At 49.3% G+C, this 13,641-nt stretch carries 10 protein-coding genes and 3 pseudogenes; 8 read left to right on the top strand and 5 right to left on the bottom strand.

Annotation, left to right across the window (positions count from 1 at the left end; all coding sequences use genetic code 11):
- Positions 1 to 57: 57 nt before the first annotated feature.
- Positions 58 to 243 (bottom strand): hypothetical protein, encoded by a 186-nt coding sequence (locus JI735_RS04440; RefSeq protein ID WP_020426866.1) that lies wholly within the window; start codon positions 241 to 243, stop codon positions 58 to 60.
- A 136-nt stretch (positions 244 to 379) separates the two neighbouring features.
- Between JI735_RS04440 and JI735_RS04435 the strand changes: the two genes are divergently transcribed.
- On the top strand, positions 380 to 1,249 hold the full coding sequence (locus tag JI735_RS04435) for a cation diffusion facilitator family transporter (protein WP_202677102.1): 870 nt from the start codon (positions 380 to 382) through the stop codon (positions 1,247 to 1,249).
- Between the two features lie 211 nt (positions 1,250 to 1,460).
- A complete protein-coding gene (locus tag JI735_RS04430) occupies positions 1,461 to 2,543 on the top strand; it encodes a C40 family peptidase (protein ID WP_202677101.1) in 1,083 nt (360 codons plus the stop codon).
- 887 nt (positions 2,544 to 3,430) lie between these two features.
- Here JI735_RS04430 and JI735_RS04420 read toward each other — a convergent pair.
- The 4 genes and pseudogenes from JI735_RS04420 to JI735_RS04405 all read right to left on the bottom strand — a co-directional run bounded on the left by JI735_RS04420 (position 3,431) and on the right by JI735_RS04405 (position 5,900).
- A complete protein-coding gene (locus JI735_RS04420) occupies positions 3,431 to 4,198 on the bottom strand; it encodes a carbohydrate-binding protein (protein ID WP_039838414.1) in 768 nt (255 codons plus the stop codon).
- Between the two features lie 382 nt (positions 4,199 to 4,580).
- Positions 4,581 to 4,778: pseudogene (locus JI735_RS38100) on the bottom strand (transposase); the annotation flags it as partial.
- 273 nt (positions 4,779 to 5,051) lie between these two features.
- Positions 5,052 to 5,435 carry a hypothetical protein gene (locus JI735_RS04410; protein ID WP_051052210.1) on the bottom strand — a complete coding sequence of 128 codons (384 nt, stop codon included), beginning with the start codon at positions 5,433 to 5,435 and terminating at the stop codon, positions 5,052 to 5,054.
- A gap of 297 nt (positions 5,436 to 5,732) precedes the next feature.
- Positions 5,733 to 5,900: a DUF1328 domain-containing protein gene (locus tag JI735_RS04405; protein WP_039838412.1), complete on the bottom strand. Its 168-nt coding sequence runs from the start codon at positions 5,898 to 5,900 to the stop codon at positions 5,733 to 5,735.
- Positions 5,901 to 6,082: 182 nt separating this feature from the next.
- Here JI735_RS04405 and JI735_RS04400 point away from each other — a divergent pair, with 182 nt between their 5' ends.
- The 6 genes and pseudogenes from JI735_RS04400 to JI735_RS04375 all read left to right on the top strand — a co-directional run bounded on the left by JI735_RS04400 (position 6,083) and on the right by JI735_RS04375 (position 13,632).
- Entirely contained in the window at positions 6,083 to 6,589 is a 507-nt protein-coding gene (locus JI735_RS04400; protein WP_039838411.1) for a DUF948 domain-containing protein, read from the top strand.
- A gap of 72 nt (positions 6,590 to 6,661) precedes the next feature.
- Positions 6,662 to 7,195, top strand: a complete 534-nt coding sequence (locus tag JI735_RS04395) for a hypothetical protein (protein WP_051052208.1) — start codon at positions 6,662 to 6,664, stop codon at positions 7,193 to 7,195.
- A gap of 88 nt (positions 7,196 to 7,283) precedes the next feature.
- A complete protein-coding gene (locus JI735_RS04390) occupies positions 7,284 to 7,631 on the top strand; it encodes a YflT domain-containing protein (RefSeq protein ID WP_039838410.1) in 348 nt (115 codons plus the stop codon).
- Between the two features lie 214 nt (positions 7,632 to 7,845).
- Positions 7,846 to 9,017 (top strand): annotated as a pseudogene (locus JI735_RS04385) (SpoIIE family protein phosphatase).
- Positions 9,014 to 12,680, top strand: a pseudogene (locus JI735_RS04380) (response regulator). The pseudogenes JI735_RS04385 and JI735_RS04380 overlap by 4 nt, the downstream one beginning before the upstream one ends.
- 82 nt (positions 12,681 to 12,762) lie before the next feature.
- Complete coding sequence (locus JI735_RS04375) at positions 12,763 to 13,632, top strand: CheR family methyltransferase (RefSeq protein WP_039838408.1); 870 nt, start codon at positions 12,763 to 12,765, stop codon at positions 13,630 to 13,632.
- Positions 13,633 to 13,641 lie beyond the last annotated feature (9 nt).

Genomic DNA, 13,641 nt, shown 5'->3' with positions numbered 1-13,641 from the left:
ATAGGAAAAACGGCTGCGTCATCCCGGAAGGGATAACGCAGCCGTTTATGTTCAAATCTATGAGCCTCCGGTCCGGCGGCGCTGGTTGTTGGGCTTTTTGTTGTTCTGGCTTTTCAGCGGTTTGGCGGAACCGGCCTGAAACGTGGAGCCGGGTCTGGCGGAAGTTTGCTGCTTCTTCTGTTCCAGCTTTTGGCGGATGGCATCCGCCAGATTGATCTTTGGTTTGTCGTTGCTCTCGCTCATTATGTAACCCCCTTAGGTAGCAAGTTCTTTCCTTCATTTTAATTGTTTTTAAATGCTGCCACAAGGGCAAGAATAATTCAAAGAATGATCTGCCGGTGCTCGGGAACCGAATAGAGATCAATAGGGGGGATTGGCAGTGGCTGATATCTATGATGATATTCGTAAAGGTGAACGGGGCGCTCTGCTCAGCATTATCGCCTACCTCATTCTTTCGGCCTTCAAGCTGATCAGCGGCTATGTATTTGGCTCAAGCGCGCTGCTGGCGGACGGCTTCAACAACCTCACCGACATTGTGGCTTCGCTGGCGGTCTTGATCGGCCTGCGCATTTCGCGGAAGCCGCCTGATTCCGATCATACCTACGGACATTTCCGCGCGGAGACGGTGGCGGCGCTGCTGGCTTCCTTCATCATGGCCATGGTCGGCATTCAGGTTATTGTGGAAGCGGTCCGCTCCTTGTTTGAAGGGGCCAAAGAAGTACCGCAGCTATGGTCAGCCGGGGTGGCGGTGGTGTGTGCCGCAGCCATGATGGGGGTATATCTATATAACAAGCGGCTCGCCAGACAGATTAATAACGGCGCGCTGCTGGCAGCAGCCAAGGATAATTTCTCCGATGCCATGGTCAGCATAGGTGCTGCGGTGGGGATCGTCGGTGCGCAGTTCGGCTTACCCTGGATTGATTCGGCCGCAGCGGTGGCCGTCGGCTTGCTCATTTTGAAGACGGCTTGGGATATTTTCCGCGATTCCACGTACCGCCTGACGGACGGATTCGATCAGGATAGACTGCTGGACCTGCGCAGCACGATTGCCCGGACACCCGGAGTCGAAGGCATCAAGGATTTAAAAGCCCGTGTTCACGGCAATCATGTGCTGGTGGATGTGGTTGTAGAAGTCAATGCCGAGATTACAGTAATGCAGGGCCATGAGATTAGCGACTCCATCGAGGAGCGGATGAGCACGCTTCATAATATTATGAATGTGCAGGTTCATGTGGAACCCAAGCAATAATATCCTGAATTTCTCCTAGTTAGCTGTAATTTCCACCAAATTCAAGGAGGAATCAAGACTATAGACCCGGATGTTACCATAAGTTGGCAAGCTTTTTTGTGAAATTTGGAGCATGTTCCAATTCCCGGTCAAGCCTATAATGAGTGCAGAAAGCAACTAACGAAGCGCGCGACGTTGTTGAATTTCTCACTACGCTAACCGGGGGAACTCTATGATCGTACCACATAAAAGGATAGCAGCATCGCTGCTCGTCTCGGCATCACTTGCACTGTCATCCGGAGTATTCAATCCTCAGCAGGTGCAGGCGGCTTCTGTCACTGCTAATTCATCTATTACAGCATCTGCAGCGCAAACAGGTGTGATTATATCTTCTGTCCGTCTGCGCTCAGCGCCATCGACAAGCGGGAAAGTGCTGAAATATTTGAATAAAGGCGACCAGGTGGCCATTCTTGAAGAAACGAACAGTTATTGGTATAAAGTCAGAACTGCAGGCGGCGACGTTGGGTATACCAGCAGGGGAGAGCAGTATATCAGTGTGGCTGCTGCCCCGGCGTCACAAACGGCAGTGATTCAAGCGACTGTCCGACTTCGGGAGGCCCCCTCAACCAGCGGACAGGTGATAGGCTATTTATACACAGGTGACCGGGTAACTATTGTGGAAGAAACGAATAGTTACTGGTACAAGGTAAGAACGGCAAATGGCAATGTTGGTTATACCAGCTCGTCGGATCAGTACATTGCAGCGGATGGGGGAACAGCAACACCGGCTCCAGCTCCGGCGCCCGTACCAATTCCGGCTCCAGCTCCTACGCCTGTGCCGACGCCAGCCCCGGTGCCTACGGCTCCTCCGCAGGTGAATGTAATTGAGAGTGTAATCGCCGCGGGTATGGGTTATCTTGGGACTCCTTATGAGTTCGGCTCCAGCCGCAGCGATACCAGCACCTTCGATTGCTCCGATTTCATCCGGCAGATCTTCATGGACGCAGCCAATCTGAGGCTTCCTGCCGATTCGCGGCAGCAAGGAGATTGGATCAAGCAGAACAGTACGGTGGTGACGGATATCTCCGGACTCAAGCGCGGAGATCTGATGTTTTTTATGGATTATAAGGGCAGCTCGGATTCAGCTTATGCCGGAATTGACAAGTCTACGGCAAGAATTACGCATGTGGCTATGTATTTAGGTGACGGCCAGCTGCTCCAGACTTATTCCGTGGCCTCCGGCGGCGTACGGGTTGATAAATTAAGCGCTTCTTGGATGAAACGTTTCCTTTACGGAGGTTCGGTCATCCGCTAAAATATAGAGTGTAGGGCATGAAGCGAGAGCAGTACAGTTTGTGACGGGTGAACTAGGGCGGGTGTTTGGCGGGGCTATCCCTTCAGTGGAATGATTCTACTGTAGGGATAGCCCCTATTTCTATGCTGCGGCCGGATTTTCACTAGCAGCCGCAAAAAGGGGCTGTCCCAAAAGTAGATATTCTACTGACGAGTCAGATTCTCAAATTTCTCAAAAGCTTCAAATGTTATAAAAGCAGCGATCCTCCCGTTATTGGAGAATCGCTGCTTTCTGTTTTTGGTCCATTGCAGCTTGCTTCAATAGATTATGGGGGAGCGAAAGCCAACCGACTTCTAGCGTCACTTTCTCCATGCCGCGAAGCAGAAATCGCCGGAACCCCCGGTTGTTCTTCAATGTATGTACCTTTTCTTGCAGCTTGGACTTATGTTTACTAACGGCTTTCCCCGTGACTTTCTGGAATATCTTCTTCCAGATCCATTGGCAAGCAAAGTTGGTCCATGGTATATTGAATGTACAAAAGAAACCTCTCCTTTGAAATGGTTGTGTGGTAACTCCATTTTACCAAAGGACGGTTTCTTTTTGTGATTTTAGAAAGATTTGAAGAAACTTTTTCCGCTTAAACAGCGGAGAGGACGGAACGATTGTGGAAAAGCGGTAGCGGTCGCCTTTGTCACCGGATTTTCACCGCTAAGGAGAATAAATAAAATCTGGGGACAACAGCGATTGGAACAACGGTCCGTTCGCGGAGCGTCCACCCAAGGGCTCACGTTGAACCTACTCCAAAATAAGGGGCTGTCCCAAGCAGCCATTTCATGGCTTTTGGGACAGCCCCAAAAGTTCGTTTTAAACAAGGGGAAGAGCATTAAGTTCTCGGATATATTTCTGTATTAACGGCGGTTTACTGTGTAGTTGTTCCCGTAATTATTATCCCAATACGTTTGTCCATTTGCGGTGTAGGAGATAGCGTACTGAATTTGCGTAACACTTGGGTCAATATTATTAAAGCTGAAACCCCAGATTTCTACGCTGCCATCGGAGTTCGCCGGTATGGAGTAGCTGGCGAATCCTTCCCTGGTTGTATTCCAGTTATCGGTTGTATATTTGATTTTAACCTCTTTGCTGGAGGCTAAATTTTTGACATATACACTTCCCGAGAAGGTGTTCTCATATAAATCATCGTAAGCGCGAAAAACGTTCGGTTTACCAAGAATGGTTGAACTTTCATTAAAACGGCTGACGGAATAGTTTTGTCCGTTGTTATTGTCCCAATACGTTTGTCCATTGACTTCATACTTAATTGCAAATTGAATCGTTTGGGCATTTGCGAGCTGCGGATTATTATTGCTAATGTTATCGGTGGAAACTATAAAATTCCATTTTTCATGTGTGGAGTCCGTTAGGCCTTGATAGGAGGCGTTCGTATCATACCACTGACCGTCTCCAGGAGTATAGTGAATAGTTACAGTTTTTGGGTTGCCCAGGTTGCTTACTTCGATATTGCCGCTGAATCCAACGTATCCAAACTTGTAAATATATAGATTGGCTGAAGTCAGTTGAACAGGCTGGTCACTGGCAAAGACAGATTGCGCAAACGTTAGCACAAAAACAGCTGCGAAAACCAAAATCGATAAACTCTTCTTCATCTTCATGAACATTTTACAACATCTCCTTTTTTTGGTATGAAATTCAGGATAAATATACCATATAATATACCAATAGTAAACATATTTTATATTAATTTTTGATTAAATGGATATTATTAGTTTTCATAGAAAACCCGTAACAGCAAGCGTTTGTGCATTTTTGTGTAATCTTTTGAACATAAGAATATCTCTGGAGTACAGCGGACGGAGGCTATTCCTGGACAGAGCTTCATCCCTAATGACCAGCGGGCGAAGCGGAGGCAATGGGAGAAATATAGAAGGGGCTGTCCCAAAAGCAGATTTCTTTGACTGTGATAGCTTTCTTTATTCTTAAAACCACAAAAATTGAGCAAAGCAGCGATTCTCCCGTTACTGGAAGAATCGCTGCTTTGCGTTTTTGGTCATTGGCTGCTTGCTTTAATAGATTATGGGCAAGGGAAAGCCAACCGACCTCGAGTTTCACTTTCTCCGTCCCTCGAAGTAGGAAGCGCCGGAATCCCCGGTTGTTCTTCAGTTGGCCAAATACACTTTCCGGTTCCGTCATCCGGCGCACGGCCAAGGCGTAACCTTCTTCACTCCGTCGCCTTGGTCTCCGGGTTTTCACCGCTAAGGGGAATAGAAAAAAATCTGGAGACCACAGCGATTGGAACAACGGTCCGTTCGCGGAGCGACCACCCAAGTGCTCACGTTGATCCTATTTAAAAACAAGGGGCTATCCCAAGCAGCCATTACATGGCTTTTGGGACAGCCCCGCTTGTATGTACGCCCGCAGAGAGAGTAAAGGACGCGGTTTACGGGCCCCATCAAAGCTATAGATAAGCTTCACAGCATGTTTTTGAGTTCCAGGCTACAATGGAGGGAGTGATTACAGGGCCGGAGTGATTACATAGGCGGATGCGGGCACCTTGATCCATGCTTTGCCCAGCCATGTGTAAATTTCTCTCCATTCATTGCCTGCGCTGTCGGTCGTTACAGCTCCTGTAGTATCTATGGTCTGGGCGCTCAGCCAGCCTGCTGGAGTCATGCTGCCCACGGAAAGGTGGAAAGGAGTGGCTTTTGTCAGGATAATCATAGGTGTTGCCGGTTTGAGATCTGTTTGCGTGATTACCGTTTCGAATTTGTCACCATAAGTGCTGCCTGTTACGGTTGTGGCGTTAGCGGCGGTACCGGATGCTTCATCGGCTGAAGCCGTTGCTGCAAAAGAAGCTACAAGTCCCATTGCTACTGCGATGCTGGCGAATTTTTTCATCGGTGATTCCTCCTAGGATAAGTTTGGTTGTTGTAGTGGGATTTCCCATGTTTATCTGTGCTAATATGATGTAAACAGAAAAAGGACCCTATGAACCAATCGGATTATTTTTTTTATTTTACGCAGCACTGTTGAGGGTGCGAGGCCTACATTTTCTGCAGGGTGAATAAGATATAGGGAATTTAGAAGCGGGGGTGCACAGCGGAAAGCTTACCGCACAAAAAGCCCAAAACTCCAAAAGGAGTTCAGGCTCAGAGGTCTGCCTGTGCAGATTATCTTGAAGACAGCAGGCCGGGGTTACATCGATCTTCCCCTGCGTCCCATGAAGAGTGAAACGATGAACAGAATCAGGAAGATGTAGAACAGCACCTTTGCAATGCCTACAGCGGCTGCAACAACATTGAAGAATCCGAAAATACCGGCGATTAAAGCTATGACGAGCAGAATTACCGACCATTTTAGCATGATGTGTCATCCTTTCGGTGATGAAGAATATAGTCGAATGTAGTCATTGTTTAAACGGGGACTTTTGTTTTGAAACAAGGAGCAGAGGCCCTTGACATTTTGTTTCGGCCCATTCCGGTAAGGGTAACTATGCAGTACAAGGCAGAGCAAGCCGACATTCAAGATTGGAAGGGGTTTTGGAAATGATCATTGATCTTAGCGTCGCACTGGTTGCGATTGCATTCGCCGTACTTGTCTTCTTTTTAATTAAAACCTTGAAATCAGCGAAGGAATCCCTCGACAAGGTCAGCCAGACTCTGCAGGAAGTTCAGAAAACGATCGATGAGCTTACTTATGAAGTGAAAACAACGGTCAGACACGCTAACGATATTACCGCAGATGTTCAAAACAAAATTCAAAAGATTGATCCGATTGTCGATTCTGTGAAGAACCTTGGCGATGTCATGAACGAATTGACACTGACTGTGAAGCAGGTATCGGTAACTGTAATTGAGAAATTCCGCAAATCGCGTGAGCTGAAGGAAAAGGCCAAGGCTGTATCTATAGAAAATACTCCGCTTACTCCTGCGGAAGAACGGACCGTGAAATCCTATGAGACTGTAAATGCCAAGAAAGCACCCGGAAAGATCGCCATGGCACTAAAAGGCGTAGACACAGCTGCTGCCATCTGGCAGAAATTCCGTCATTAACCGGCAAAGCTGAGGAAAGTCCTTGGCGGCAATGCCAGGCAGCAGAAATCTGATGAAAGGCGGGATGGTTCAATGAATGTTATCCTTCTCTTGCTGGGTCTCCTTTCTTCCTATTTCTCTGCATCTCCGCAACAGGAGCCTGTTGCTGCCGCTTGGCTGTACCCGCAACCGCCCGTAGTCCAGTCCTTTGGGCACAGTGTGAATACCAGTTCCTATATAGGAAGCTTCAACTCCTTAGCAGGGGTTTCGCTCTACATGCCGCTAGAAGAACTGCTGCAGGTTAAGGGCTCACCGCTTGAGGTTACGCCAGATCCTTGGCAGGGCTGCCAGGAGTACCATTATGCCGATATGTCTGCAGGAATTTGTGAGGGGGCTGTACTGTATGTGCATGTCACTCCAACGGAAGCAAGACAATACGGCCTGTATCTGAATGATCAGCGGATTGAACCGCATAAGAATAATCTCGTAGAGATGCTGGGCACACCTGATTTTGTTGCCGAGGACGGAGATGTATATATGAGAGGAAGTACCGCACTCAAGATTTACCGTAATTCCCAGACAGGTGAATGGGACGGTATTGATTTGTTTGACGGAAATTCTTCCTGAGGCGTTTCAATAGGACGATAAAATGGTTAATGAAATTCAGCCATCTTAATAGCGTTGTCCTCTCATATCATACAAGGAGCGTGATTTCATGGATTCAATCCGTACGCAGGCTTATGCCAAGCTGCTGGATAATGGTATTCAGGCGATAGAAGAAGTGAACCGGCTGCTGGGCAGCGGCTACACAAGGGATGACCTCTATGTGATCAGCCATAATGAGGACCGCGAAGGCCGGATTGCGGATGCTGCGGATACGAATGAAGTGGGATTGCATGAAGAGGGGCTGTTTGGCGCGATTGCCAACATGTTCCGCTCGCGGGGTGACGCGCTCCGGAACAAGATCACTTCTCTGGGATTCAGTCCCGCAGAAGCGGCTTATTACGAGAAAGAGCTTGATTCGGGCAAGGTTCTCGTGATCGCCAAAAAAAATCTGCATTAATCTCATTGTTTTCTTATGAAGAGTCCTATGGTTCAATAGCGTAACCTCCAGTCCCACTACACGTGGTGGTGCTGGAGGTTACTTTGTTGAATACGATAACATGCCTTTCTTCCAATATATTGTTTAATGGAAACCAGCGGTTTAAATATCGTATGATAGAATGGACTATTGCTGAATTTTACGTTGACACACTATATGTGCGGGGTGAAGAAGATTGAGAATTTTGATCGTAGACGATAATCCGACCAACGTAATCATTATCCGTGAAATTCTAAAAAAGAGAATTACCGGAATTTTATAACGGCAGCTTCTGCCAAAGAAATGCTCAAACTGCTGGGTATCGGATCAGGAAATGACGAGAAGCGTTCCAGACAGTCCGATATAGATTTGATTCTGCTGGATATGATGATGCCGGAGATGGATGGGATTGAGGCCTGCCGGGTTGTCCAGCAGCATGAGCATCTGCGGGATATCCCGATTATCATGGTTACCGCCGTCGGCGATTCCAAAAAATTAGCGGAGGCGCTGGACGCCGGTGCTGTGGACTATGTGACCAAGCCGATTAACAAGGTTGAGCTGATGGCGCGTATCCGGCTGGCGCTGCGCCTGAAACGCGAGAAGGATTGGCATGTGGAGCGGGATCAGCGGATACAGGATGAGCTGAAGCTGGCCGCCCTGGTGCAGAATGCGGTTCTCAGTCTGCCGCTGAAGGATGAGGCGTTTGAAGTCCATGCCATTTATCAGCCGTCATTTGAACTCGCGGGGGACTTGTATGCCTGGTATCCCCTGGGGGATGGACGGTATGCCGTTATTCTGCTGGATATGATGGGACATGGGATTTCCTCGTCACTGTTCTGCATGTTTTTGGCCTCTGTTCTCAAGGATACCGTAACCACTTATGTGCAGCCGGAGAAAGTCATTCAGGAGCTGAACCGGCGTTTTAATCAGCTGTATATCGAGAAGCAGCTGGTGCAGTATTATTTTACCGCGATCTATCTTGTCATCGATACCCGGCTGAAACGCATTGACTACGTGAATGCCGGACACCCGCCCGGGCTCTTCTTTGAAGGGGGAGCCGCCAAACCGGTTTTACTGGAGAGCAACTGCCATCCGGTGGGCTTATTCGACAGTATTGAGATCCAGCCGCAGACCCTGACCTTTGAGGATGAAGGCCACTTGGTGCTGTATACGGACGGGTTGCTGGAAATGGCCGAGGGCGGCCAGGAAGAACAGCTGGAATTTATGACCTCTCATTTGAATGGGGGACATGAATGGCTGGAAGAGCCAATGCGTGCTGCTTTCTTCAATGAGGCTCCTAATCAGGAGCGGGACGATGATAAATGCTTAGTATGGATTTCGCTGAAGAAAGGAACAGATCCGGAATGAAAATAAAGGCAAAACTGCTGATCGGCTTCAGTGCAATACTCGCCATTATGCTGGCGCTGACCTTTATCGGATACGATCGGCTCAATTATATGAGCAGCCAGCTGGACAGCTTTCAGGACAGATACAGCAAGGGCCGCTCCTCCTCGGGACTCCGGGGGAAGTTAACGACATGGCGCGCATTCTCACGACATCTATGCTGAATGCCGACCAGCTCTCGGTCGAATCCCAAAAAAACGAGATTAATGCCAAAGAAAAAAAAGCCGAGGGATACTTGAAGGCGATAGAGGAGTCGACGGAAACAGCGGAAGAAATGCAATTGCTGACCCGGATTAAAGCGGCGTACACCGCTTATATGACTTATCAGAACAAAGCGCTTGATATGCTCTCCGCCGGCTATTTTCAGAATGCGAATGCCTACCGGAATTCGGAGGGGCAGAAGATTCAGAATGAGGTGCTGGACAGCCTGAATGCCCTCTCGGATTACAACGCCTTCAGAATGACCGAGGAAAACAGCAAAGCTCAGGCTGCTTATGAGCGGTCTATTCAAATGGTGACCTTAATTATGATTGTGGGGCTGCTGCTGGGGCTTGGAGTCGTTTTGTGGGTAATTCCGAGCATTACACGCGGTCTTAATGTTGTTTCCATGATGATAAGAAGCTTTGGCAATGGCAAAATGAGGGCTATCCGCCGGATCAAGGTTACCTCCAAGGATGAGATTGGGGAGGTCGCCCGGGTGTTTCAGAACATGGCGGGGGATCTCGAACAGAAGCAGGAGATGGAGAAGGCTTATGCGCAGGCGCAAAGCGATCAGGCCTGGCTGAATGCGAATATTGCCCGTGTGACGGAACTGCTGCGCGGAGTCAGCTCGCTGGAGCAGGTATCGCAGACCTTTATCAGTGAATTCACTCCTGTACTCGGGGCCGAATACGGGGCGATCTATCTGAAGGATCAGAACAATCCGAACCTGCTCTCCAGCAGTGCCTATTATGCAGGTGAAGCAGGCGGGAAGCCTAAGGACAGCTTTGAAATCGGCCAGGGTCTTGTGGGGCAAAGCGCGCTGGACAAAAAGCCGATCAAGCTGGCCAACGCTCCGGAGGACTACGTTTCGGTTACATCCGGATTTGGAGGTTCGCACCCGGATCATATTCTGATTTATCCGGTGCTCTTTGAAGATGAGTTGATGGGGGTTGTGGAATTTGCTTCCTTTACGCCACTCAGCAACTTGCAGAATGAATTGCTGCATCAGCTTGCGAACAACCTGGGTGTGATTCTGAATAATATCAGCCGGCGGCTTGTGGTGGAAGAGCTGCTGCGCGAATCCCAGGCGCTTACAGAAGAATTGCAGTGCCAGTCGGAGGAACTGCAGACACAGCAGGAAGAGCTCCGCCGCTCCAACGAAAATCTGGAGGAGCAGACGGATGCGCTCAGACGTTCCGAAGATTTGCTGCAGCGCCAGCAGGAAGAACTGGAGCACTACAATACCGAGCTGGTCGCCAAGACCCGGGCCCTGGAGGATCAGGTCCAAGAGGTTGAGGAGAAGAAGGATGAAATCGAGCATGCCCGCCGCCAGTTGGAGAAGCAGGCGATGCAGCTTGCAGTGACCAGTAAATATAAATCCGAGTTCCTGGCCAATATGTCCCATGAGCTTCGCACTCCGTTGAACAGTCTGCTGATTCTATCCCAACTGCTTACAGAGAACAAGGAAGGGAATCTGACAGAGAAGCAGGTGGAGTTTGCACATACCATCTATATGTCCGGTGCGGACCTGCTCAAAATGATCGATGAGATTCTCGATCTGTCCAAGGTGGACGCCGGCAAAATGGAATTGAACTACGAAGAAGTACCGCTGACCGATCTGAAAACCTTTGTGAAGCAGAATTTTGCACCGCAGGCTGCCAAAAAAGGGTTGTCTCTGCGCCTTTTATTCGACGAGCCGCTGCCGGATGTGATTTATACGGACAGCCACCGCCTGAAACAAATTCTGCGGAATCTGCTGTCCAACGCCTTCAAGTTTACTAGTGAGGGCTTTGTGGAATTTTCGGTGAGTGCCGCAGATAAGGAACAGCTGCCTGCCTTTCTTCCGCATGAGTACGATTATATTGCGCTTTCCGTGAAGGATAGCGGGATTGGCATCCCTGCGGATAAGACGGATATTGTCTTTGAAGCTTTCCAGCAGGTGGATGGAACGACCAGCCGCAAATATGGCGGTACAGGACTGGGCTTGTCCATCAGCCGTGAGCTTGCCCGGCTGATGGGGGGAGCCATTGGACTGGATTCGCGCGAAGGCCAAGGCAGCATTTTCACCTTGTACCTGCCGGTTAAAGGCCATTACAGCCTGCTTCCAGGTGCAGTTCAGGCTGCAGCCGCCCAAGAGGCTTATGCTGTGCCTGATTATGATAGCGGCCGGGGGAGGACTATACTCAGGAAGCTTCGCCAGCACCGCTGGAACCTGTAGTTGTAGAGGATGACCGTGAGGATTTGTCTTCCAAGGACAAGGTTCTCCTGATTATTGAAGATGATGAGAAGTTCGCCAAAATTCTGCTCGATATGGCCCGGAGCCGCGGGTTCAAAGGTCTGGTGGCTCTCCAGGGGGATACCGGTCTGAACATGGCTACAACGTATCTGCCGGACGCCATTATTCTTGATATTCAGCTGCCGGTTATGGATGGCTGGGCCATTCTCCGGGAGCTCAAGGGCTCTTCGCAGACCCGGCATATTCCTGTTCATGTCATTTCTGTGAATGATGAAGTGAAGCAGGGACTGATGATGGGGGCAATGGCTTACTTAAGAAAACCTTCTACCAGGGAAGCGCTGGAGCGGGCGTTCTCGCAGATTGAGAGCTATACAGCCAGCACTTTGAAGCATTTGCTGATTGTTGAGGATGACGATATTCAGCGCCGTTCCATTATGGAGCTTATCGGACATGATGATGTGGCCATCACCGCAGTCTCCACCGGCCATGAAGCGCTGGCAGAACTGCGCAAGCAAAAATACGACTGTATGGTTCTGGATCTGATGCTGGATGATATGACCGGTTTCGAGCTGCTGGACCAGATCCGTGATGATGAAGAGCTAAATGATCTGCCGATTATTATCTATACCGGCAAGGATCTGGACAGCAAGGAAGAGACCAGGCTGCGAAAATATGCAGAATCGATTATCATTAAAGATGTGCGTTCTCCGGAAAGGCTGCTGGATGAAACCACATTGTTCCTGCATCGTGTGGAAGCCAATCTGCCTGAAGACAAGCGTAAAATCCTGCAAAAGCTGCACAATAAAGAAGAGCTCTTCGACGGTAAGAAGATATTGCTGGTCGATGACGATATCCGCAACGTATTCGCTCTGTCCAGCGTACTGGAAGGTTACCATATGGAAGTGAAATTTGCGGAGAACGGCCGGGAGGCGCTGGACATGCTGGTCGAGCAGGAGGACTTCGATCTGGTGCTGATGGATATGATGATGCCGGAGATGGATGGATACGAGGCGATGCGCCGGATCAGGCAGATGCCGCAATACCAGAAGCTGCCGATTATTGCGCTTACAGCCAAGGCGATGAAAGAAGACCGCGCCAAGTGTATTGAAGCCGGTGCCTCCGATTATATGAAGAAACCTATCAGTACGGAACAGCTTCTTTCGCTAATGCGTGTGTGGTTGTATTCGTAAGCCTGCTTTTGGGGTAATAGGATTACAGTATAAAATATCACCGGGCCGGTAATACGTCAGGAGCAAGGGAGCCTTGATAATAATGACAGCGATGGAACGCGGGTACGAAGAGCAAATGATCCAGACCGCCACCAGACAGGAGCTGGAGCAGATCGAGATAGAACTGCTTCTCAGCGGTGTACACCGCTTCTATGGATATGACTTCAGGAACTATGCGCTGCCTTCCCTGAAACGCCGCATCTGGCATCACGTACATGCGGAGAATGTGCCGACGATATCCGCACTGCAGGAGAAGGTGCTGCATGACCGTGCCTGCTTTGAGCGGTTTGTATACAGCCTGTCCATACCGGTGACGGAGATGTTCCGGGACCCCGGACTTTTTCTGACCTTCCGCCAGAAGGTCATCCCGCTGCTTCGGACTTACCCTTATATCCGGATCTGGCATGCCGGATGCTCCACCGGAGAAGAAGTATACTCCATGGCCATCCTGCTGCATGAGGAAGGGCTGTATGACAAAGCGCGCATCTATGCCACAGACATGAACGCACGCTCACTGCAGCAGGCCAAGGAAGGCGTATACGAAATCAGCAAGATGAGGCAGTATACCAAGAACTACATGGAAGCGGGCGGTACCCGCGCGTTCTCTGAATACTATACAGCGAAATATAACTCAGTGATTCTCCAGCCTTATTTGCGCAAGAATATTATTTTTGCAGAGCATAATTTGGCGACAGATACATCGTTTAATGAATTCAATGTAATTTTCTGCCGTAATGTCATGATCTATTTCAACGACGGGCTTAGAGATCACGTTCACGGACTGTTCCATGAGAGCCTAAGCCGTTTCGGAGTCCTGGTACTCGGTTCCAAGGAGTCTATTCATTTCACCAGGTACAGCGACAGCTACGAGCCCTTGGATAGAGTAGAAAAAATATACCGCAAGAATAAATAGCGGGTTAGG

Source organism: Paenibacillus sonchi, assembly GCF_016772475.1.
In the GTDB taxonomy this organism is placed as follows: Bacteria; Bacillota; Bacilli; order Paenibacillales; family Paenibacillaceae; genus Paenibacillus_AQ; species Paenibacillus_AQ sonchi.
This window is presented reverse-complemented; position numbering and strand designations above follow the sequence as displayed.

Excerpts from the sequence above, each read along its gene's own strand:
- JI735_RS04440 (WP_020426866.1), bottom strand. The coding sequence starts at position 243 with ATGAGCGAGAGCAACGACAAACCAAAGATCAATCTGGCGGATGCCATC.
- JI735_RS04430 (WP_202677101.1), top strand. The coding sequence starts at position 1,461 with ATGATCGTACCACATAAAAGGATAGCAGCATCGCTGCTCGTCTCGGCA.
- JI735_RS04420 (WP_039838414.1), bottom strand. The coding sequence starts at position 4,198 with ATGTTCATGAAGATGAAGAAGAGTTTATCGATTTTGGTTTTCGCAGCT.
- JI735_RS04410 (WP_051052210.1), bottom strand. The coding sequence starts at position 5,435 with ATGAAAAAATTCGCCAGCATCGCAGTAGCAATGGGACTTGTAGCTTCT.
- JI735_RS04405 (WP_039838412.1), bottom strand. The coding sequence starts at position 5,900 with ATGCTAAAATGGTCGGTAATTCTGCTCGTCATAGCTTTAATCGCCGGT.
- JI735_RS04400 (WP_039838411.1), top strand. The coding sequence starts at position 6,083 with ATGATCATTGATCTTAGCGTCGCACTGGTTGCGATTGCATTCGCCGTA.
- JI735_RS04395 (WP_051052208.1), top strand. The coding sequence starts at position 6,662 with ATGAATGTTATCCTTCTCTTGCTGGGTCTCCTTTCTTCCTATTTCTCT.
- JI735_RS04390 (WP_039838410.1), top strand. The coding sequence starts at position 7,284 with ATGGATTCAATCCGTACGCAGGCTTATGCCAAGCTGCTGGATAATGGT.
- JI735_RS04375 (WP_039838408.1), top strand. The coding sequence starts at position 12,763 with ATGACAGCGATGGAACGCGGGTACGAAGAGCAAATGATCCAGACCGCC.